This is a genomic window from Citrobacter sp. Marseille-Q6884, assembly GCF_945906775.1.
In the GTDB taxonomy this organism is placed as follows: Bacteria; Pseudomonadota; Gammaproteobacteria; order Enterobacterales; family Enterobacteriaceae; genus Citrobacter.
The window spans coordinates 731,655-750,934 of record NZ_CAMDRE010000001.1; the positions used below are offsets into that span (position 1 = coordinate 731,655).

The window sequence follows — 19,280 nt, forward strand, 5'->3', positions numbered from 1 at the left end:
AGGTACACTCTGAAGTTTTCTTGGGTTTTTGCAGTAAGTAATGGTGGAGCTATGCGGGATCGAACCGCAGACCTCCTGCGTGCAAAGCAGGCGCTCTCCCAGCTGAGCTATAGCCCCATCGAAGTCATCTCATTCACCTTAATCTTCCGGAACACCCTTCGGCATCAGAAAGAATTTGGTAGGCCTGAGTGGACTTGAACCACCGACCTCACCCTTATCAGGGGTGCGCTCTAACCACCTGAGCTACAAGCCTGCAGAGATTTCTTACTGCTAATTTTCATCAGACAATCTGTGTGGACACTACAAGGAACGGTTCTTTAAGGTAAGGAGGTGATCCAACCGCAGGTTCCCCTACGGTTACCTTGTTACGACTTCACCCCAGTCATGAATCACAAAGTGGTAAGCGCCCTCCCGAAGGTTAAGCTACCTACTTCTTTTGCAACCCACTCCCATGGTGTGACGGGCGGTGTGTACAAGGCCCGGGAACGTATTCACCGTGGCATTCTGATCCACGATTACTAGCGATTCCGACTTCATGGAGTCGAGTTGCAGACTCCAATCCGGACTACGACATACTTTATGAGGTCCGCTTGCTCTCGCGAGGTCGCTTCTCTTTGTATATGCCATTGTAGCACGTGTGTAGCCCTACTCGTAAGGGCCATGATGACTTGACGTCATCCCCACCTTCCTCCAGTTTATCACTGGCAGTCTCCTTTGAGTTCCCGACCGAATCGCTGGCAACAAAGGATAAGGGTTGCGCTCGTTGCGGGACTTAACCCAACATTTCACAACACGAGCTGACGACAGCCATGCAGCACCTGTCTCAGAGTTCCCGAAGGCACCAAAGCATCTCTGCTAAGTTCTCTGGATGTCAAGAGTAGGTAAGGTTCTTCGCGTTGCATCGAATTAAACCACATGCTCCACCGCTTGTGCGGGCCCCCGTCAATTCATTTGAGTTTTAACCTTGCGGCCGTACTCCCCAGGCGGTCTATTTAACGCGTTAGCTCCGGAAGCCACGCCTCAAGGGCACAACCTCCAAATAGACATCGTTTACAGCGTGGACTACCAGGGTATCTAATCCTGTTTGCTCCCCACGCTTTCGCACCTGAGCGTCAGTCTCTGTCCAGGGGGCCGCCCTCTCTACCGTTACTCCTCCAGATCTCTACGCATTTCACCGCTACACCTGGAATTCTACCCCCCTCTACAAGACTCTAGCCTGCCAGTTTCGAATGCAGTTCCCAGGTTGAGCCCGGGGATTTCACATCCGACTTGACAGACCGCCTGCGTGCGCTTTACGCCCAGTAATTCCGATTAACGCTTGCACCCTCCGTATTACCGCGGCTGCTGGCACGGAGTTAGCCGGTGCTTCTTCTGCGAGTAACGTCAATCACTAAGGTTATTAACCTTAATGCCTTCCTCCTCGCTGAAAGTACTTTACAACCCGAAGGCCTTCTTCATACACGCGGCATGGCTGCATCAGGCTTGCGCCCATTGTGCAATATTCCCCACTGCTGCCTCCCGTAGGAGTCTGGACCGTGTCTCAGTTCCAGTGTGGCTGGTCATCCTCTCAGACCAGCTAGGGATCGTCGCCTAGGTGAGCCGTTACCCCACCTACTAGCTAATCCCATCTGGGCACATCCGATGGCAAGAGGCCCGAAGGTCCCCCTCTTTGGTCTTGCGACGTTATGCGGTATTAGCTACCGTTTCCAGTAGTTATCCCCCTCCATCGGGCAGTTTCCCAGACATTACTCACCCGTCCGCCACTCGTCACCCAAGGAGCAAGCTCCTCTGTGCTACCGTTCGACTTGCATGTGTTAGGCCTGCCGCCAGCGTTCAATCTGAGCCATGATCAAACTCTTCAATTTAAGTTTGATGCTCGTGAATTAAACTTCGTAATGAATTACGTGTTCACTCAGAGACTTGGTATTCATTTTTCGTCTTGCGACGTTAAGAATCCGTATCATTGAGTGCCCACACAGATTGTCTGATAAATTGTTAAAGAGCAGTTGCGACGCGCTTTAGCGCTCTGTCGCGAGGTGGCGTATATTACGCTTTCCTCTTTCAGAGTCAACCCTGAATTTCAGGATTTTTCTCTTTACCGAACCGGCTGTTTGCGTGAAGTGATTCACATCCGCCGTGTCGATGGAGGCGCATTATAGGGATCCCATTTTTTAGCACAAGTGTTTTTTGGATCTTTTTTGTTGAATGACTGTTTTTTGCCCCTTTCGCTACATTCCTGTGCAATTTGGCTGATTTTTGATAGCTAAATCACTTGCACAGTCTCAATAATCCAACCAAAGTCTTCATTACCGCTCTATTTTCGTTGAGGTAAACATGTCTGATGTACTACGTCCTTATAAGGATCTTTTCCCGCAGATCGGAAAACGCGTGATGATCGACACCAGTAGTGTCGTCATTGGTGATGTTCACCTGGCTGATGATGTTGGGATCTGGCCACTGGTTGCGATCCGGGGTGACGTGAACTACGTGGAGATTGGCGCCCGCACTAACATTCAGGACGGTAGTGTGCTTCATGTGACACATAAATCCTCTTCTAATCCACAGGGTAATCCACTCATCGTAGGCGAGGATGTCACAGTCGGTCACAAAGTCATGCTGCACGGCTGCGTCATCGGCAACCGTGTTTTGGTCGGTATGGGCTCAATTCTGCTGGACGGCGTAGTTGTAGAAGATGACGTTATGATTGGTGCGGGAAGTCTGGTGCCGCAAAACAAACGTCTGGAAAGCGGATATCTGTATCTGGGAAGCCCAGTGAAGCAGATACGTCCACTGAGCGATGAAGAGAAAGCTGGCCTGCAATACTCCGCTAACAACTATGTTAAGTGGAAAGATGAGTATTTAAGTCAGGGTAACCAAACCCAACCATGATCGTCTTCTTGCTGGGCCTGGATCAATGCTTCTGCCTCTTCTTCCAGATCCCAGCGATGCATTCGAAAGATGTCCAGCCACTGTTCTGGCGTGTCTCCACCAAAGCGATACGCCAACACCTCCCCCTTGATGGCACACATTAACTGCATACCATGAACCATAGCCGGAAAGACGACTGCATTGATATCGGTTTTCCACTCTTCTCTGTCGGGAAACTGGATCGCCTGATTCACGCAGACAACTCCTGTTGCAGCTTTTTAATAACGGGTTCAACCTCTGGCAATACACCATGCCAGAGTAAAACAGCATGTGCGGCCTGCCCCACCAGCATTCCCAAACCATCGGCATATCGTCTTGCTCCCTGCTGCACACACCAGGAAAGAAAAGGCGTCATGCCCTTTTGATAAAACATGTCATAGCAGGAGACTGAAGCATGGATCACCGATGCAGGAATGGCCGGTACATCACCGCTAATGCCACTGGACGTCGCATTAATGATCAGATCGAATTCGTAGTGCTCAAGTTCATCCATCACCACAGCCTGGACACTGCCTGTATGGGAGAAAACTTGCGCCAATTCTTCAGCGCGAGAAGCAGTACGGTTCACGATGGTAACCGCGCAATCCATAGACAGAAGCGGCAACAACACTCCACGGGATGCGCCACCAGCGCCAATAAGCAGAATGCGCGACCCGGGATGAATAAACGATAAACGCTCAAGATCGCTTAACAAGCCTATACCATCGGTGTTATCTCCCAGTAAACGACCATCCTCAAGACGTTTAAGCGTATTAACCGCACCAGCAAGTGACGCCCGCTCGGTCAATTCATCTGCTCGTGCAAACGCCTCTTCTTTGAAGGGAACGGTAATGTTTGCCCCTTTTCCCCCTTCAGCAAAGAAGGTATTCAGCGTATTAACAAAATTATCGACAGGTGCCAGTACACGCCCATAGGAATGATCAATATTCAGCAGCTGAGCAAATTGCTGATGGATAAAAGGCGACTTGCTGTGCGCTATCGGATTACCAAAAACAGCATAGTTTTCTTTCATATTACCCCTGTCTAAACTGTTCACCCGTCAAAGCATCACGGATTTCCGAGGGATTTAAGCGTCCTCCGGTATCGCCTTCAACAACAGGAAAATCTGCGCCGAATTGTGCTCGTACTTCCTCTACCGTTCTGCAAGGGGGTAAACCACTCAAATTCGCACTGGTAGAGACGAGCGGTTTGCCATAAGCCTGGCACAATGCGACCACCAGAGGATGATCGGTAACACGTACGGCCAGGGAATCAAAATGTCCCGTTAGCCAACGAGGTGTGGAAGACTGTGCGGGAAAAACAAAAGTAACCGGGCCAGGCCAACGGGAGAAGACGGCTTTTCGCTGGGCATCCGTCAGCATGCTGTCATCGATGTACGGCTTAAGCTGTTCAAAACTCGCCGCAATCAGAATTAAGCCTTTTTCGATTGGTCGTTGTTTCAGTTCCAACAAACGGGTCACGGCCGTTTCACTATCGGGATCACAACCAACACCGAAAACAGCTTCTGTTGGATAGGCGATGACATTTTCTTGTTTCAGAACCTCTATCGCATCAGCGATGATGGTGTCTGTGGGCAGGTTATTATTCACTTTTTTATTCCGCCGAAATCGGCTTTCCACATTGTTTACTGGCACAAAAGTGTTTCACACCCTGCGCGGTTTTCTTTTCGATGAGGAGCGGATAATGGCACTCAGGACATTCTCCGGCTAATGGTTTGAAGTTAATGACAAACTGACACTCCGGATAGCGATCGCAGGAGTAAAAGGTTTTGCCATAACGTGAACGCCGCTGCACCAGATGTCCCGTCTGGCATTGAGGACACACAATGGCTGTTTCATCAGGCTTATCGATGAGTTCAGTATGATCGCATGCAGGATAGTCGCTGCAGCCAATGAACATGCCGAATCGTCCCTGCCTCAGCACCAACTCAGCGCCGCATGCGGGGCAAAACTTACCCTCCAGAACTTTGACAATATGTCCATCCGCAGAAGATTTTAGCGGACGGACATAGTCACATTCCGGATAGTGTGAACAACCGAGAAACGGACCATGTTTCCCGGAGCGAATAACCAGTTCAGCCCCACATTGCGGGCAGGGCTCATTTTTACGCACCGTAAACAGTGCTGATTTAGCCATAACAACTCATACTGAATGAAGATTGATTAATGAAGCATACCTTCATTCACCTCAAAGAGTAATTCTTCCATTTGCTGATACGCATTTTCACAACCTGGAATGTTGAATAAAACCATCAGGATCACCCACTTCAGGTCTTCCAGATCGAACTCCGCCGTATCCAGCGCGAGAACGCGTTCAATGACCATTTCTCGCGTTTCGAGGTTTAGCACCTGAATCTGCTCCAGGAATAACAGGAATCCCCGACAGCTTGCATCCAGTCGCTCGCACTCTTCTGCAGTATAAATACGTATAGAAAGAGGGTCAGAGGCAAGCTGCATGGGTTCAGCAAGGCCATCCTGGTAATCAGCAAGCTTTTCCAGCCACAGTAACGCGTTGTAGATGTCTTCACGATCAAAACCAGCGTCGGTAAGATCCCGCTCCAGTTTGTCCTGATCCACACGCAGCTCGGCTTCGTTATGGATGTATGTCTCAAACAAATACATTAGTACGTCGAACATGGCTTGCCCTCCTCAATCGGACATAGCCGCCGGGTACAGCTGCGATCCATCCTGCTAACTCCAGTTCGAGTAGCTGACTGACTACCTCTGGCACAGGTTGGCCGGCACGTTCAGCGACGACGTCAACAGGTGTTACCTCATCTCCTACGTTAGCCAGGAGCTCTGGAAATGGCAATGCCACCTCTTCGTGATCTGGAGAATAAATTGAATTTTCAGGTTCATCTGGCAACCAATGTAAACCGTATTGCAAATTTTCCAGAATATCCTCTGGTGCTGTCACAAGCGTAGCGCCCTGCTTAATAAGCCAGTGTGGCCCTTCACTCCCGGGACTCCCTATCGGCCCAGGTAAAGCAAACACTTCACGCCCCTGTTCCAGGGCACAGCGCGCAGTGACCAATGAACCACTGCGCTGTACGGCTTCAACCACCAGCACACCTTTACTCAGACCGCTAATAATACGGTTGCGTCGGGGAAAATTGCGCGATAAAGGGGGCATTTCCAAAGGGAACTCAGATACTAACGCTCCACCTCCCTCAACCAGACGTTCAGCAAGACGGATATGTCGCCGTGGGTGAATGGTATCCAACCCGTTCCCCAACACCGCAATACTTTTCCCTTGCATATTAATCGCAGCATTATGTGCCACACCATCAATTCCCCGAGCCAATCCACTGGTGATCGTCACGCCATATGCTGCAAGCTTTTCACAAAATAACCGTCCCCAACGTTCGCCATACCAGGAGTGATCCCGGCTGCCTACAACCGCGATCTGAAACGAATGAAGACATTCGGGATGCCCCACAACAAAGAGCACACCGGGATAGTCTTCAATGGCGCGAAGCTGTAGCGGGTAATTTTTACTGTCGGCAACCATTAAATGGTGATTCGGCAACTCCAGCCAGCGCAGCGTTTTTTCCAGTGCCTGTTCGGAAAAGGTCAAAAAACGCGCTGCTTGTCGGGAGGAGAGCCCAGCGCATTGAAGTATCGCTTTGTTAATACACGGTTGAGCAATAAGCCAGTGCGCAACACGCACCATCTCATCTCCGTACAGTTCACTCACTCGTGCTAAACGTAACCAAATCTCAGTGTGGGTCATCCTGATTCCCCTGCCACAAGCAGTCTTATCAATCTTTGCGATTGGTCACTGATGCTGTCAATCAGAGGGGGTTTTGTCTAGAATAGAGGTAATAATGTTTTCAACTCCTGAATACAACTCTGGATAACTATGTCAGTTTTGCAAGTGTTACATATCCCGGACGAGCGCCTTCGCAAAGTCGCAAAACCGGTTGAAGAAGTGAATGCAGAAATTCAACGTATCGTCGATGATATGTTCGAAACGATGTACGCCGAAGAAGGTATTGGTCTGGCGGCAACACAGGTCGATATTCATCAGCGTATCATTGTTATTGATGTTTCTGAGAACCGCGACGAGCGTCTGGTGTTGATTAACCCAGAACTGCTGGAGAAAGACGGTGAGACAGGCATTGAAGAAGGTTGCCTGTCCATACCGGAACAGCGAGCATTAGTGCCGCGTGCTGAGAAAGTCAAAATTCGTGCGCTCGATCGCGACGGTAACCCATTTGAACTGGAAGCAGACGGTCTGTTAGCTATCTGTATTCAACATGAAATGGATCATTTGGTCGGAAAGTTGTTTATCGATTATCTGTCTCCGTTGAAACAGCAGCGTATTCGTCAGAAAGTTGAAAAGCTCGACCGCCTGAACGCCCGAGCTTAAGGACAAGGATCAACGTGTCAGACTCACTACGTATTATTTTTGCGGGTACACCTGACTTTGCAGCGCGTCATCTTGACGCGCTGTTGTCTTCTGGACATAACGTCGTTGGCGTGTTTACCCAACCGGATCGCCCTGCGGGACGCGGTAAAAAGCTGATGCCCAGCCCGGTAAAAGTACTGGCGGAAGAAAAAGGGATACCGGTTTTTCAACCTGTCTCGCTTCGCCCCCAGGAAAATCAGCAGCTGGTTGCTGACTTACACGCAGATGTGATGGTCGTGGTGGCATATGGCCTGATTCTGCCAAAAGCGGTGCTGGATATGCCGCGACTGGGTTGCATCAATGTCCACGGTTCTTTGCTTCCGCGCTGGCGCGGTGCGGCACCGATCCAACGTTCACTCTGGGCGGGTGATGCCGAAACTGGCGTAACCATCATGCAGATGGATATTGGCCTGGATACAGGCGATATGCTGCATAAACTTTCCTGCCCGATCACCGCTGACGATACCAGCGCCAGCCTCTATAACAAGCTGGCCGAGCTCGGCCCCCAGGGACTGCTTCATACGTTACAACTGCTGGCAAGCGGGACCGCAAAACCTGAAGTCCAGGATGAGTCGCAGGTATGTTATGCCGAGAAACTCAGCAAAGAAGAAGCTCGCGTGGACTGGACGCTTAGCGCCGCACAACTGGAACGCTGCATTCGAGCCTTTAATCCATGGCCAATGAGTTACATTGTTATCGACGAGCAGCCGGTCAAAATCTGGCAAGCGACCGTCATTGATAAACCTGCAGGTGCCGAACCGGGGACTATTCTGGAGGCGACCCGTCAGGGTATTCAGGTTGCAACAGGTGATGGCATTTTGAATCTCACCTCTTTGCAGCCTGCCGGCAAAAAGGCCATGAGCGCGCAGGATTTACTTAATTCGCGCCGGGAGTGGTTCGTGCCCGGTAACCGGCTTCTCTAACGGTTCATCTCTTTAAAGCCCGGGGTCTCCGGGCATTTTTATTTTTGCACTTATGAAAAAACATCTTAATTTACGCAGTATGGTGGCTCAGGCCGTCGAACAGGTTGTTGAAAAAGGTCAATCTTTAAGCAACGTGCTGCCTGCCATGCAGCAGAAAGTCGCTGATAAAGATAAAGCATTATTGCAGGAGCTATGCTTCGGCGTATTACGCACGCTTTCCCAGCTGGAGTGGATTATAAAACAGCTGATGGAACGCCCGATGACGGGCAAACAGCGCACTGTCCACTATCTCATCATGGTTGGTATATACCAGCTATTACACACCCGTATTCCTCCTCACGCTGCGCTTGCCGAGACCGTTGAAGGTGCGGTAGTTATCAAACGTCCTCAGTTGAAAGGCTTGATTAACGGCGTGCTACGCCAGTTCCAGCGCCGCCAGGATGAACTGCTCCCCGAGTTCGCACAAAGTGAACTGCGTTTCTTACACCCATCCTGGTTAGTAAAGCGTATTAAGAGCGCCTATCCACAGCAGTGGGAAGCGATTCTTGAGGCAAATAATCAGCGCCCGCCAATGTGGCTGCGCGTGAACCGAAACCACCATAGCCGTGATGCCTGGCTGAACCTGCTGGCTGAAGCTGGCTTAACCGGTTTCCCACACCCGGATTACCCGGATGCTGTACGTCTGGAAACCCCTGCACCAGTGATGGCTTTACCTGGCTTCGAGCAGGGCTGGGTAACTGTCCAGGACGCTTCAGCCCAGGGTTGTGTCAGCTACCTGCAGCCGCAAAATGGTGAACAAATCCTTGATTTATGCGCCGCGCCAGGGGGAAAGACAACACATATTCTGGAAGTCGCTCCTGAGGCTAACGTAATGGCGGTTGATGTAGATGAAAAACGTTTATCTCGCGTCTACGATAATCTAAAACGCCTCGGCATGAAGGCAACCGTTAAGCAAGGCGATGGCCGCTATCCTGAACAGTGGTGTGGCGAGCAGCAGTTTGATCGTATTTTGCTGGATGCACCGTGCTCGGCCACAGGGGTCATTCGTCGTCATCCCGATATCAAATGGCTCCGCCGCGACCGGGATATTGCTGAACTCGCACAGTTGCAGGCAGAGATCCTCAATGCGACCTGGACACATCTGAAACCAGGCGGCACGCTGGTTTATGCTACCTGTTCAATTTTGCCAGAAGAGAACCAGTTGCAGATTGCCGCCTTCCTGGAGCGTACGCCGAACGCGGTATTAAGCGAAACCGGTACACCGGAACAACCAGGACGTCAGAATTTACCGAATGCAGAAGAAGGCGATGGCTTCTTTTACGCTAAGATAATCAAAAAGTGATGAGATAACGGGTCGCGACTGATGAAAATTATCATTCTGGGCGCAGGGCAAGTTGGCGGTACGCTGGCTGAGAACCTGGTCGGAGAGAACAACGATATCACGGTAGTCGATACCAACGGCGAGCGTTTACGTAGTCTGCAGGACAAGTTTGACCTTCGCGTTGTGCAAGGCCATGGCTCCCATCCTCGCGTACTGCGTGAAGCAGGTGCTGATGATGCCGATATGCTGGTTGCGGTTACCAGTTCGGATGAAACCAATATGGTTGCCTGCCAGGTCGCTTATTCCCTGTTTAATACGCCAAATCGCATTGCACGAATTCGTTCACCGGATTATGTGCGTGACGCCGATAAGCTCTTTCACTCCGATGCCGTACCCATTGATCACCTTATTGCACCGGAGCAACTGGTCATCGATAACATTTATCGCCTGATTGAGTATCCGGGTGCGCTGCAGGTCGTCAATTTCGCCGAAGGTAAAGTCAGCCTTGCAGTGGTTAAAGCCTACTATGGCGGCCCATTAATCGGTAATGCGCTATCAACCATGCGTGAGCATATGCCACATATTGATACGCGAGTTGCTGCAATTTTCCGCCACGACAGACCAATCCGCCCACAAGGATCCACGATTGTTGAAGCCGGTGATGAAGTCTTTTTTATCGCGGCATCACAACATATCCGGGCCGTAATGAGTGAATTGCAGCGTCTGGAAAAACCCTACAAACGCATCATGTTAGTAGGTGGCGGTAATATTGGCGCAGGGCTGGCACGCCGGCTGGAAAAAGATTATAGCGTCAAGTTGATCGAGCGCGATCAACAGCGTGCCTCCGAGCTCGCGGAAAAACTGCAAAATACGATCGTCTTTTTTGGCGACGCGTCAGATCAAGAATTGCTGGCGGAAGAACATATTGATCAGGTTGATCTGTTTATCGCGGTAACCAATGACGATGAAGCTAACATCATGTCGGCAATGCTTGCAAAACGCATGGGCGCCAAGAAAGTCATGGTGTTGATTCAACGTAGAGCGTACGTTGATCTGGTGCAGGGCAGCGTTATTGATATTGCCATTTCACCGCAACAAGCCACCATATCTGCATTACTGAGCCATGTACGAAAAGCGGATATTGTCGGCGTGTCTTCACTACGTCGCGGTGTAGCTGAAGCCATCGAAGCCGTCGCACACGGAGATGAAACAACATCCCGGGTTGTCGGTCGTTCAATTGACGAAATTAAGCTTCCACCGGGAACCATTATTGGTGCCGTCGTCAGGGGTAATGATGTGATGATTGCCAACGATAATCTGCGTATTGAACAAGGCGATCACGTTATTATGTTCCTGACAGATAAAAAGTTCATTACCGACGTCGAGCGATTATTCCAGCCAAGTCCCTTCTTCCTGTAATTATTTGGGCGCTAATATAGCGCCCTTTTTATTTCCCCTTATTTTTCATGGTTTAATAATTGAGTCTTTCCGCAATACATAAATGGAAATTGCCTTAACATTTGTTAAACTTATAAACGTCAGCAGCATAGGGAGAATAAAATGAGCATTATTAAAGAGTTTCGCGAATTCGCGATGCGCGGGAATGTAGTAGATTTGGCTGTGGGTGTCATTATTGGTGCGGCATTCGGTAAAATTGTATCGTCACTGGTTGCCGATATCATCATGCCGCCACTGGGGTTATTAATTGGTGGGATCGACTTTAAACAGTTTGCTCTAACGCTACGCGATGCGCAGGGAGATATCCCGGCAGTCGTCATGCATTACGGTGTATTTATTCAAAATGTCTTTGATTTCATTATCGTTGCGTTTGCTATATTTATGGCAATCAAACTGATCAACAAACTGAATCGTAAAAAAGCTGAAGAGCCGGCTGCACCGCCTGCGCCTTCTAAAGAAGAAGTATTGCTGAGTGAAATTCGTGACCTGCTGAAAGAACAGAATAACCGTTCTTAAACATTTACTGAAACAAGAAGGCCAGTGGTAAAAAAGCGATTCACTTTCTTGCCACTGGCCTCCCAGTTACCCCGATTGCCATGTTTACCCTTACGTAGAAAACTACCTTTCCCTTTCTTATTTTTCTCAATACGCTGCCTGAACAGTGGGTCATGCAAAAGTGCCTCAATGGCGTTGTCCTTAATTTGCCCTTTCGTATGTTGATAACGACTCATCATTACTCCAGATTGTGTGGTTTAACGGCGCGAGTGTAGACCTGTCTGACCAATAAATCAACAGCCCGACTTTGCTCCACTGGCACCTTGCTCAAGCGCTTCGAGAATAGAACAGTACACGCTACTGTGTGCCATGCCACAGCATGCATCATTCAGTCGCTGTAATGACCGTTGCATCGTCTGCAGTTCCGCAATCCGCGCTTCGACTTCTTTTAATCGTTCCTGAACGATCCCTTTTGACTCCTGACAGGTATGATGTTCGGGATCCACCCGGATCGACAGCAGTTCACGGATCGACTCCAGTGTAAAACCGAGCTGCCGTGCATAACGAATGAACTTCAAACGCTGAAGATCGCTTTCTGTATAGAGGCGAAATCCACCTTCGGTACGTACTTCATGCTCCATCATCTGCTGCTTTTCATAGTAGCGGATGGTATCGGGCGTCACTTCCGCCAGTTTCGCTAATTCACCAATACGATACATAATACTCCCCACTATTCATCATTAATCTTATGTTGAAGCTTATCGGCGTACCCACCGCGTAAGAAGTCTGTGCTGATTCCAGCCTGGCGAAGTTTGAGTTCAAGTAACGACAGACGTCGGCTCACTTCCTGATATCGGGGATCGTCTTTACGAATTCCCGCAAGGATATCAAGCAAACCTATTGCTTCTCTGCGCTGCTCAAGTTCAGGAGGCAGGCACCCGGCGTTTTTCAATAAACGATATCCGGCTCGAAGTTCCGGCGGAACATGGGAGTCATCGTCAAGAGTAAGCGGCACGCCAGCACCCGGTAAATCATCAAACTCACCTTTTGTCTGCGCATCGATAATATGGCGCTCCGCCCACTGGTCTAATAGCCACATACAACACTCCAGAGGATGAACAAAAAGAGTACAACTATTGTAGATAAGTTGAAAATAGCAGATATAAAAAAACCCGCCGGGGCGGGTTTTTTTACAGTTACTACAGATTACTCTGCAGCAGCTTCTGCTTTCGATTCAGAGCGATCAACCAGCTCGATGTATGCCATCGGCGCGTTGTCGCCTGCACGGAAGCCACACTTCAGAATGCGAGTGTAACCACCGGCGCGGCTCGCGAAACGCGGGCCCAGCTCGTTAAACAGTTTTGCCACGATCTCGTTATCACGAGTACGGGCGAATGCCAGACGACGATTAGCTACGCTATCAGTCTTGGCAAGAGTAATCAGCGGCTCAACTACGCGACGCAGCTCTTTCGCTTTCGGCAGAGTCGTCTTGATGATTTCATGACGAACCAGTGAACCTGCCATATTGCGGAACATAGCCTGGCGATGGCTGCTGTTGCGGTTCAGTTGACGACCACTCTTACGATGGCGCATGACCTTATCCTTCTCAGTAAAACCTTAACCTGTGATCCGGTTACTCGTCAGCGATGCTTGCCGGTGGCCAGTTTTCCAGGCGCATGCCCAGAGACAGTCCACGGGAAGCCAGCACGTCTTTAATCTCAGTAAGAGATTTTTTACCAAGGTTAGGCGTCTTAAGAAGCTCAACCTCAGTACGCTGTACCAGATCACCGATATAGTGGATAGCTTCTGCTTTGAGGCAGTTAGCAGAGCGGACAGTCAATTCCAGATCGTCAACAGGGCGCAGCAGGATCGGATCGAATTCTGGTTTCTCTTCTTTAACTTCCGGCTGACGTACATCACGTAAATCAACGAAAGCTTCCAGTTGTTCAGCCAGAATGGTTGCCGCACGACGAATCGCCTCTTCAGGATCGATTGTGCCGTTGGTTTCCATTTCGATGACCAGCTTGTCCAGGTCGGTACGCTGTTCTACACGCGCTGCTTCAACATTGTAGGCAATACGCTCTACAGGGCTGTAGCATGCGTCGACCAGCAGACGGCCGATTGGGCGCTCATCTTCTTCCGAATGAATTCGGGTAGAAGCCGGCACATAACCACGACCGCGCTGAACTTTGATACGCATACTAATAGATGCATTCTCATCGGTCAGGTGGCAGATCACGTGCTGTGGCTTGACGATTTCGACATCACCATCATGGGTAATGTCGGCTGCAGTCACAGGGCCAATGCCAGATTTATTCAAGGTAAGAATAACGTCATCTTTACCCTGAACTCTCACCGCCAGCCCTTTCAGGTTGAGCAGGATTTCCAGGATATCTTCCTGAACGCCTTCTTTGGTGCTGTACTCATGTAGTACACCATCAATCTCAACCTCGGTCACCGCGCAACCCGGCATCGATGAGAGCAGAATACGGCGCAGTGCGTTACCCAAAGTATGGCCAAAGCCACGCTCTAAAGGCTCAAGGGTCACCTTGGCGTGCGTCGAACTCACTTGCTCGATATCAACCAGGCGCGGTTTTAGAAACTCTGTCACAGAACCCTGCATTGTGTCCTCTCTTTGGTACTAAGCTTTACTTGGAGTAAAGCTCGACGATCAGGTGTTCGTTAATGTCCGCAGACAGATCAGAACGCTCCGGCTTACGCTTGAACGTGCCTTCCATCTTGCCAGCATCAACTTCCAGCCAGGTTGGCTTTTCACGCTGCTCAGCCAGCTCCAGAGCGGCTTTCACGCGAGACTGCTTCTTCGCTTTCTCACGAATGCTAACAACGTCATTCGGACTAACCTGATAAGAAGCGATGTTAACAACACGACCGTTTACCATAATTGCTTTATGGCTGACCAGCTGACGTGCTTCTGCACGAGTGGCACCGAAGCCCATACGGTATACAACGTTGTCCAGACGACCTTCCAGCAGACCCAACAGGTTTTCACCGGTGTTGCCTTTCAGACGTGCTGCTTCTTTGTAGTAGTTACGGAACTGACGCTCCAGCACACCGTAGATACGGCGAACTTTTTGCTTTTCACGCAACTGCACACCATAGTCAGACAGACGCGGTTTACGCGCACCGTGCTGGCCAGGAGCTTGTTCAATTTTACACTTGGTATCGATCGCGCGAACGCCAGACTTAAGGAATAAGTCAGTGCCCTCACGACGGCTCAGCTTGAGCTTAGGACCCAAATATCTTGCCATTTTCTTTCTCCAACTAACCTGGAAAACGTAGCGTTATACGCGACGTTTTTTCGGCGGACGACAACCGTTATGAGGGATCGGAGTCACATCAGTAATATTAGTGATGCGGAAACCAGCGGCGTTCAGAGCACGAACAGTAGATTCGCGACCTGGACCCGGACCTTTGACCATAACTTCCAGATTCTTGATACCGTATTCTTTTACGGCGTCAGCGCAACGCTCTGCTGCAACCTGAGCTGCAAACGGAGTGGATTTGCGAGAACCACGGAAACCGGAACCACCGGCTGTTGCCCAACCCAGTGCGTTACCCTGACGATCAGTAATGGTAACGATGGTGTTGTTAAAAGAAGCATGGATATGAGCCACGCCGTCAGAGACTTGTTTTCTTACACGTTTACGTGCACGAATTGGTGCCTTTGCCATTATTCAATCACCCCGATTATTTCTTGATCGGTTTGCGCGGACCCTTACGGGTACGTGCGTTGGTCTTGGTACGCTGACCGCGAACCGGGAGACCACGACGATGACGCAAACCGCGATAGCAACCAAGGTCCATAAGGCGCTTGATGCTCATGCTAACTTCACGGCGCAGATCACCTTCAACGACAAATTTGGCAACTTCGTCACGCAGCGTGTCGATTTGTTCTTCAGACAGCTCACTGATCTTAACATCTTCAGCGATACCCGCTGCAGCCAGAATGGCTTTAGAACGGGTCTTGCCGACGCCGTAGATCGAAGTTAATGCGATCACAGCATGTTTCTGATCAGGAATGTTAATGCCTGCTATACGGGCCACTATGCACTCCTACTATTTAATATGTACGCACCATGCTGAAAAGCCCGCTTTCAGGATACTCAAATGGAAACGCACAGACATACAAAAGATTGGCTGGCTAATCTAGCCAGCTCAACCCAACTTTGCAAGAAAAATATGCGAATAAATCAGCCTTGGCGCTGTTTATGCTTCGGCTCGGCACTGCAAATCACACGGATGACACCATCACGCTTAACGATTTTGCAGTTACGGCATAATTTCTTGACGGAAGCACGAACTTTCATTTTTACTCTCCGTAACTTCTCGGGCGACCGTTAACGACCGTAGCCTTTCAGGTTCGCCTTCTTCAATGCAGACTCGTACTGACTTGACATCATCAGAGTTTGCACTTGAGCCATAAAGTCCATAATCACGACAACAACGATAAGCAGTGAGGTCCCACCGAAGTAGAACGGTACTTTCATTGCATCACGCATGAACTCCGGGATCAGGCAGATAAAGGTAATATACAGCGCACCAACCAAGGTCAGGCGGGTCATTACTTTATCGATATACTTCGCCGTTTGCTCTCCCGGACGAATTCCTGGTACAAATGCACCGGACTTCTTCAGGTTATCTGCTGTTTCACGCGGGTTGAAAACCAACGCCGTGTAGAAGAAACAGAAGAAGATGATTGCAGACGCATAGAGTAACACATAAAGCGGTTGCCCAGGCTGCAAATACAGCGAAATTGTTGTCAGCCAGTTCCAACCAGTCCCGCCCCCGAACCATGACGCGATGGTCGCCGGGAACAGAATAATACTGGAAGCGAAGATTGCCGGGATTACCCCCGCCATATTCACTTTCAGCGGTAAATGTGTGCTCTGTGCAGCATAGACACGACGACCCTGCTGACGTTTCGCGTAGTTTACCACAATGCGGCGTTGACCACGCTCAACAAATACAACAAAGAACGTCACTGCAAATACTAATACTGCAACCAACAGCAACACGAGGAAGTGCAGGTCGCCTTGACGCGCTTGCTCGATAGTATGGGCAATGGCTGGCGGGAGTCCCGCGACGATACCGGCGAAGATAATGATTGAGATACCGTTGCCGATACCACGTTCAGTAATCTGTTCGCCCAACCACATCAGGAACATAGTCCCTGTAACCAGACTTACAACAGCGGTGAAATAGAATGCAAAGCCTGGGTTCATCACCAGGCCCTGCATACCAGGCATATTCGGCAAACCGGTAGCAATACCGATCGACTGGAATATCGCCAGCACCAGAGTACCGTAGCGGGTGTACTGGCTGATCTTACGACGACCAGACTCCCCTTCTTTCTTAATTTCGGCCAACGTTGGATGAACCACCGTCAGCAGCTGGATTATGATCGACGCCGAAATATACGGCATGATCCCCAGAGCAAAGATAGAAGCACGGCTGAGAGCACCACCAGAGAACATGTTAAACATTTCAATGATGGTGCCTCGCTGTTGCTCAAGCAGTTTGGCAAGTACAGCGGCATCAATACCAGGGATCGGAATGAAAGAGCCAATACGGAACACAATCAGCGCGCCGATTACAAACAGCAGTCTGCGTTTCAGCTCGCCTAAGCCACCTTTGGCACTTTGAAAATCTAATCCCGGTTGTTTAGCCATCTGCTACTTATTCCTCGATTTTACCGCCAGCAGCTTCGATAGCAGCACGAGCGCCTTTAGTAACACGCAGGCCACGAACAGTTACCGGAGTAGTGACTTCACCAGCCAGGATCACTTTCGCGAACTCGATCTGGATACCGATAATGTTAGCTGCTTTCAGCGTATTCAGGTCTACAATACCGCCTTCAACTTTAGCCAGGTCAGACAGACGAACTTCGGCTGTGATCGCTGATTTACGTGAAGTGAAGCCGAATTTCGGCAGACGACGGTACAGAGGCATCTGACCACCTTCGAAACCGCGACGTACGCCACCGCCAGAACGAGACTTCTGACCTTTGTGACCACGACCACCGGTTTTACCGAGGCCAGAACCGATACCACGACCCAGGCGTTTACCCGCCTTTTTGGAGCCTTCGGCCGGAGACAGAGTATTTAAACGCATCTCTTACTCCTCAACTTTAACCATGAAGGAAACCGCGTTGACCATACCACGAACAGCAGGAGTATCCTCGCGCTCTACGGTGTGACCAATACGACGCAGACCCAGGCCAAGCAGCGTTGCCTTGTGTTTCGGCAGACGACCGATTGCACTGCGGGTTTGAGTAATTTTAATAGTCTTTGCCATGGTTTATTTCCCCAGAATTTCTTCAACGGATTTACCACGCTTGGCAGCGACCATTTCCGGAGATTTCATATTTTCCAGACCATCGATAGTTGCACGAACCACGTTAATCGGGTTGGTGGAACCATACGCTTTAGCCAGAACGTTACGAACTCCAGCGACTTCCAGAACGGCGCGCATTGCACCACCGGCGATGATACCGGTACCTTCGGAAGCCGGCTGCATGAATACACGAGAACCCGTGTGAGTACCCTTAACCGGGTGCTGCAGGGTGCCGTGGTTCAGCGCGACGTTAATCATATTGCGACGGGCTTTTTCCATCGCTTTCTGGATCGCTGCTGGAACTTCACGCGCTTTACCGTAACCAAAACCAACGCGACCGTTACCATCGCCAACTACAGTCAGAGCTGTGAAGGAGAAAATACGACCACCTTTTACGGTTTTAGATACGCGGTTTACCGCGATCAGCTTTTCCTGCAGTTCGCCAGCTTGTTTTTCGATGTGAGCCATCTTACACCTCTACCTTAGAACTGAAGGCCAGCTTCACGGGCAGCATCTGCCAGTGCCTGGACACGACCATGATATTGGAACCCGGAACGGTCAAAGGACACATCTTTGATGCCTTTTTCCAGAGCGCGTTCGGCGACAGCTTTACCCACAGCTGCTGCAGCGTCTTTGTTACCGGTGTACTTCAGTTGTTCAGCGATAGCTTTTTCTACAGTAGAAGCAGCTACCAGAACTTCAGAACCGTTCGGTGCAATTACCTGTGCGTAAATATGACGCGGGGTACGATGTACCACCAGGCGAGTTGCGCCCAGCTCTTTGAGCTTGCGGCGTGCGCGGGTCGCACGACGGATACGAGCAGATTTCTTATCCATAGTGTTACCTTACTTCTTCTTAGCCTCTTTGGTACGCACGACTTCGTCGGCGTAACGAACACCCTTGCCTTTGTAAGGCTCAGGACGACGGTAGGCGCGCAGATCTGCTGCAACCTGACCGATCAGCTGTTTATCAGCGCCTTTCAGCACGATTTCAGTCTGAGTCGGACATTCTGCAGTAATACCTGCCGGCAGCTCATGATCAACTGGATGAGAGAAACCTAAAGCCAGGTTTACTACATTCCCTTTGACCGCTGCACGATAACCTACACCAACCAGCTGCAGCTTCTTAGTGAAGCCTTCGGTAACACCGACAACCATTGAGTTCAGCAGGGCACGCGCGGTACCAGCCTGAGCCCATCCATCTGCGTAACCATCACGCGGACCGAAGGTCAGTGCATTATCTGCATGATTAACTGCAACAGCATCGTTGAGAGTACGAGTCAGCTCGCCGTTTTTACCTTTGATCGTAATAACCTGACCGTTGATTTTTACATCAACGCCGGCAGGAATAACGACCGGTGCTTTAGCAACACGAGACATTTTTTCCTCCGA

At 50.1% G+C, this 19,280-nt stretch carries 27 protein-coding genes, 2 tRNA genes and 1 rRNA gene; 6 read left to right on the plus strand and 24 right to left on the minus strand.

Annotated features, from left to right (window positions below; all coding sequences use genetic code 11):
• Positions 1 to 41: 41 nt before the first annotated feature.
• The 3 genes from N7268_RS03455 to N7268_RS03465 all read right to left on the minus strand — a co-directional run bounded on the left by N7268_RS03455 (position 42) and on the right by N7268_RS03465 (position 1,865).
• Positions 42 to 117, minus strand: a tRNA-Ala gene (locus N7268_RS03455).
• 59 nt (positions 118 to 176) lie between these two features.
• A tRNA-Ile gene (locus N7268_RS03460) sits at positions 177 to 253 on the minus strand.
• 70 nt (positions 254 to 323) lie between these two features.
• Positions 324 to 1,865 (minus strand): 16S ribosomal RNA (locus N7268_RS03465).
• Between the two features lie 469 nt (positions 1,866 to 2,334).
• On the opposite strand from N7268_RS03465, the gene N7268_RS03470 reads away from it, so the two are divergent.
• A complete protein-coding gene (locus tag N7268_RS03470) occupies positions 2,335 to 2,889 on the plus strand; it encodes a gamma carbonic anhydrase family protein (protein WP_260861803.1) in 555 nt (184 codons plus the stop codon).
• Here the strand turns inward: N7268_RS03470 and N7268_RS03475 are convergent.
• From N7268_RS03475 to dprA, 6 genes are read right to left on the minus strand one after another with little or no spacing between them, the layout of a single operon-like run.
• Positions 2,865 to 3,122 (minus strand): DUF1488 domain-containing protein, encoded by a 258-nt coding sequence (locus tag N7268_RS03475; RefSeq protein ID WP_260861804.1) that lies wholly within the window; start codon positions 3,120 to 3,122, stop codon positions 2,865 to 2,867. The two genes, N7268_RS03470 and N7268_RS03475, sit on opposite strands and share 25 nt — an antisense overlap.
• A complete protein-coding gene (aroE, locus tag N7268_RS03480) occupies positions 3,119 to 3,940 on the minus strand; it encodes a shikimate dehydrogenase (RefSeq protein WP_260861805.1) in 822 nt (273 codons plus the stop codon). The genes N7268_RS03475 and aroE overlap by 4 nt, the downstream gene beginning before the upstream one ends.
• Before the next feature lies 1 nt (position 3,941).
• On the minus strand, positions 3,942 to 4,517 hold the full coding sequence (gene tsaC / locus N7268_RS03485; protein WP_198907456.1) for an L-threonylcarbamoyladenylate synthase type 1 TsaC: 576 nt from the start codon (positions 4,515 to 4,517) through the stop codon (positions 3,942 to 3,944).
• A gap of 4 nt (positions 4,518 to 4,521) precedes the next feature.
• Complete coding sequence (locus N7268_RS03490; RefSeq protein ID WP_260861806.1) at positions 4,522 to 5,064, minus strand: type I DNA topoisomerase; 543 nt, start codon at positions 5,062 to 5,064, stop codon at positions 4,522 to 4,524.
• A gap of 26 nt (positions 5,065 to 5,090) precedes the next feature.
• Entirely contained in the window at positions 5,091 to 5,564 is a 474-nt protein-coding gene (gene smg, locus N7268_RS03495) for a DUF494 family protein Smg (RefSeq protein ID WP_104652295.1), read from the minus strand.
• A complete protein-coding gene (gene dprA, locus N7268_RS03500) occupies positions 5,536 to 6,660 on the minus strand; it encodes a DNA-protecting protein DprA (protein WP_260861807.1) in 1,125 nt (374 codons plus the stop codon). The genes smg and dprA overlap by 29 nt, the downstream gene beginning before the upstream one ends.
• Before the next feature lie 129 nt (positions 6,661 to 6,789).
• On the opposite strand from dprA, the gene def reads away from it, so the two are divergent.
• The 5 genes from def to mscL all read left to right on the plus strand — a co-directional run bounded on the left by def (position 6,790) and on the right by mscL (position 11,556).
• Positions 6,790 to 7,299 carry a peptide deformylase gene (gene def / locus N7268_RS03505; RefSeq protein ID WP_198907459.1) on the plus strand — a complete coding sequence of 170 codons (510 nt, stop codon included), beginning with the start codon at positions 6,790 to 6,792 and terminating at the stop codon, positions 7,297 to 7,299.
• A gap of 14 nt (positions 7,300 to 7,313) precedes the next feature.
• On the plus strand, positions 7,314 to 8,261 hold the full coding sequence (gene fmt / locus N7268_RS03510; protein WP_260861808.1) for a methionyl-tRNA formyltransferase: 948 nt from the start codon (positions 7,314 to 7,316) through the stop codon (positions 8,259 to 8,261).
• Between the two features lie 52 nt (positions 8,262 to 8,313).
• Positions 8,314 to 9,603, plus strand: coding sequence for a 16S rRNA (cytosine(967)-C(5))-methyltransferase RsmB (gene rsmB, locus N7268_RS03515; RefSeq protein ID WP_260861809.1), 1,290 nt, complete (start codon positions 8,314 to 8,316; stop codon positions 9,601 to 9,603).
• 21 nt (positions 9,604 to 9,624) lie between these two features.
• Positions 9,625 to 11,001 carry a Trk system potassium transporter TrkA gene (gene trkA, locus N7268_RS03520; RefSeq protein WP_260861810.1) on the plus strand — a complete coding sequence of 459 codons (1,377 nt, stop codon included), beginning with the start codon at positions 9,625 to 9,627 and terminating at the stop codon, positions 10,999 to 11,001.
• 141 nt (positions 11,002 to 11,142) lie between these two features.
• A complete protein-coding gene (mscL, locus tag N7268_RS03525; RefSeq protein ID WP_003031152.1) occupies positions 11,143 to 11,556 on the plus strand; it encodes a large-conductance mechanosensitive channel protein MscL in 414 nt (137 codons plus the stop codon).
• Here mscL and N7268_RS03530 read toward each other — a convergent pair.
• From N7268_RS03530 to rplF, 15 genes are all read right to left on the minus strand, one after another.
• Entirely contained in the window at positions 11,553 to 11,771 is a 219-nt protein-coding gene (locus N7268_RS03530; protein ID WP_260861811.1) for an alternative ribosome-rescue factor A, read from the minus strand. The two genes, mscL and N7268_RS03530, sit on opposite strands and share 4 nt — an antisense overlap.
• 57 nt (positions 11,772 to 11,828) lie before the next feature.
• On the minus strand, positions 11,829 to 12,254 hold the full coding sequence (gene zntR, locus N7268_RS03535; protein WP_260861812.1) for a Zn(2+)-responsive transcriptional regulator: 426 nt from the start codon (positions 12,252 to 12,254) through the stop codon (positions 11,829 to 11,831).
• An 11-nt stretch (positions 12,255 to 12,265) separates the two neighbouring features.
• Positions 12,266 to 12,634 (minus strand): DUF1992 domain-containing protein, encoded by a 369-nt coding sequence (locus tag N7268_RS03540; protein WP_260861813.1) that lies wholly within the window; start codon positions 12,632 to 12,634, stop codon positions 12,266 to 12,268.
• Positions 12,635 to 12,741: 107 nt separating this feature from the next.
• Complete coding sequence (gene rplQ / locus N7268_RS03545; RefSeq protein WP_001216372.1) at positions 12,742 to 13,128, minus strand: 50S ribosomal protein L17; 387 nt, start codon at positions 13,126 to 13,128, stop codon at positions 12,742 to 12,744.
• Between the two features lie 40 nt (positions 13,129 to 13,168).
• Positions 13,169 to 14,158 (minus strand): DNA-directed RNA polymerase subunit alpha, encoded by a 990-nt coding sequence (locus N7268_RS03550; protein ID WP_003031139.1) that lies wholly within the window; start codon positions 14,156 to 14,158, stop codon positions 13,169 to 13,171.
• A gap of 25 nt (positions 14,159 to 14,183) precedes the next feature.
• Positions 14,184 to 14,804, minus strand: a complete 621-nt coding sequence (gene rpsD, locus N7268_RS03555) for a 30S ribosomal protein S4 (RefSeq protein WP_003031138.1) — start codon at positions 14,802 to 14,804, stop codon at positions 14,184 to 14,186.
• Between the two features lie 33 nt (positions 14,805 to 14,837).
• Complete coding sequence (gene rpsK / locus N7268_RS03560; RefSeq protein ID WP_260861814.1) at positions 14,838 to 15,227, minus strand: 30S ribosomal protein S11; 390 nt, start codon at positions 15,225 to 15,227, stop codon at positions 14,838 to 14,840.
• Between the two features lie 16 nt (positions 15,228 to 15,243).
• Entirely contained in the window at positions 15,244 to 15,600 is a 357-nt protein-coding gene (gene rpsM / locus N7268_RS03565; RefSeq protein ID WP_003031135.1) for a 30S ribosomal protein S13, read from the minus strand.
• 146 nt (positions 15,601 to 15,746) lie between these two features.
• The gene (rpmJ, locus tag N7268_RS03570) at positions 15,747 to 15,863 is read right to left on the minus strand and encodes a 50S ribosomal protein L36 (RefSeq protein ID WP_000868187.1); all 117 of its coding nucleotides are present in this window, start codon (positions 15,861 to 15,863) and stop codon (positions 15,747 to 15,749) included.
• 30 nt (positions 15,864 to 15,893) lie between these two features.
• On the minus strand, positions 15,894 to 17,225 hold the full coding sequence (gene secY, locus N7268_RS03575) for a preprotein translocase subunit SecY (protein ID WP_001118864.1): 1,332 nt from the start codon (positions 17,223 to 17,225) through the stop codon (positions 15,894 to 15,896).
• Positions 17,226 to 17,232: 7 nt separating this feature from the next.
• Positions 17,233 to 17,667 carry a 50S ribosomal protein L15 gene (rplO, locus tag N7268_RS03580; protein WP_198907466.1) on the minus strand — a complete coding sequence of 145 codons (435 nt, stop codon included), beginning with the start codon at positions 17,665 to 17,667 and terminating at the stop codon, positions 17,233 to 17,235.
• Positions 17,668 to 17,670: 3 nt separating this feature from the next.
• Positions 17,671 to 17,850, minus strand: a complete 180-nt coding sequence (rpmD, locus tag N7268_RS03585; protein WP_001140434.1) for a 50S ribosomal protein L30 — start codon at positions 17,848 to 17,850, stop codon at positions 17,671 to 17,673.
• Positions 17,851 to 17,853: 3 nt separating this feature from the next.
• Complete coding sequence (gene rpsE / locus N7268_RS03590; protein ID WP_003031131.1) at positions 17,854 to 18,357, minus strand: 30S ribosomal protein S5; 504 nt, start codon at positions 18,355 to 18,357, stop codon at positions 17,854 to 17,856.
• Between the two features lie 14 nt (positions 18,358 to 18,371).
• A complete protein-coding gene (gene rplR / locus N7268_RS03595) occupies positions 18,372 to 18,725 on the minus strand; it encodes a 50S ribosomal protein L18 (protein ID WP_000358956.1) in 354 nt (117 codons plus the stop codon).
• A gap of 9 nt (positions 18,726 to 18,734) precedes the next feature.
• Positions 18,735 to 19,268, minus strand: a complete 534-nt coding sequence (gene rplF / locus N7268_RS03600; protein ID WP_260861815.1) for a 50S ribosomal protein L6 — start codon at positions 19,266 to 19,268, stop codon at positions 18,735 to 18,737.
• Positions 19,269 to 19,280 lie beyond the last annotated feature (12 nt).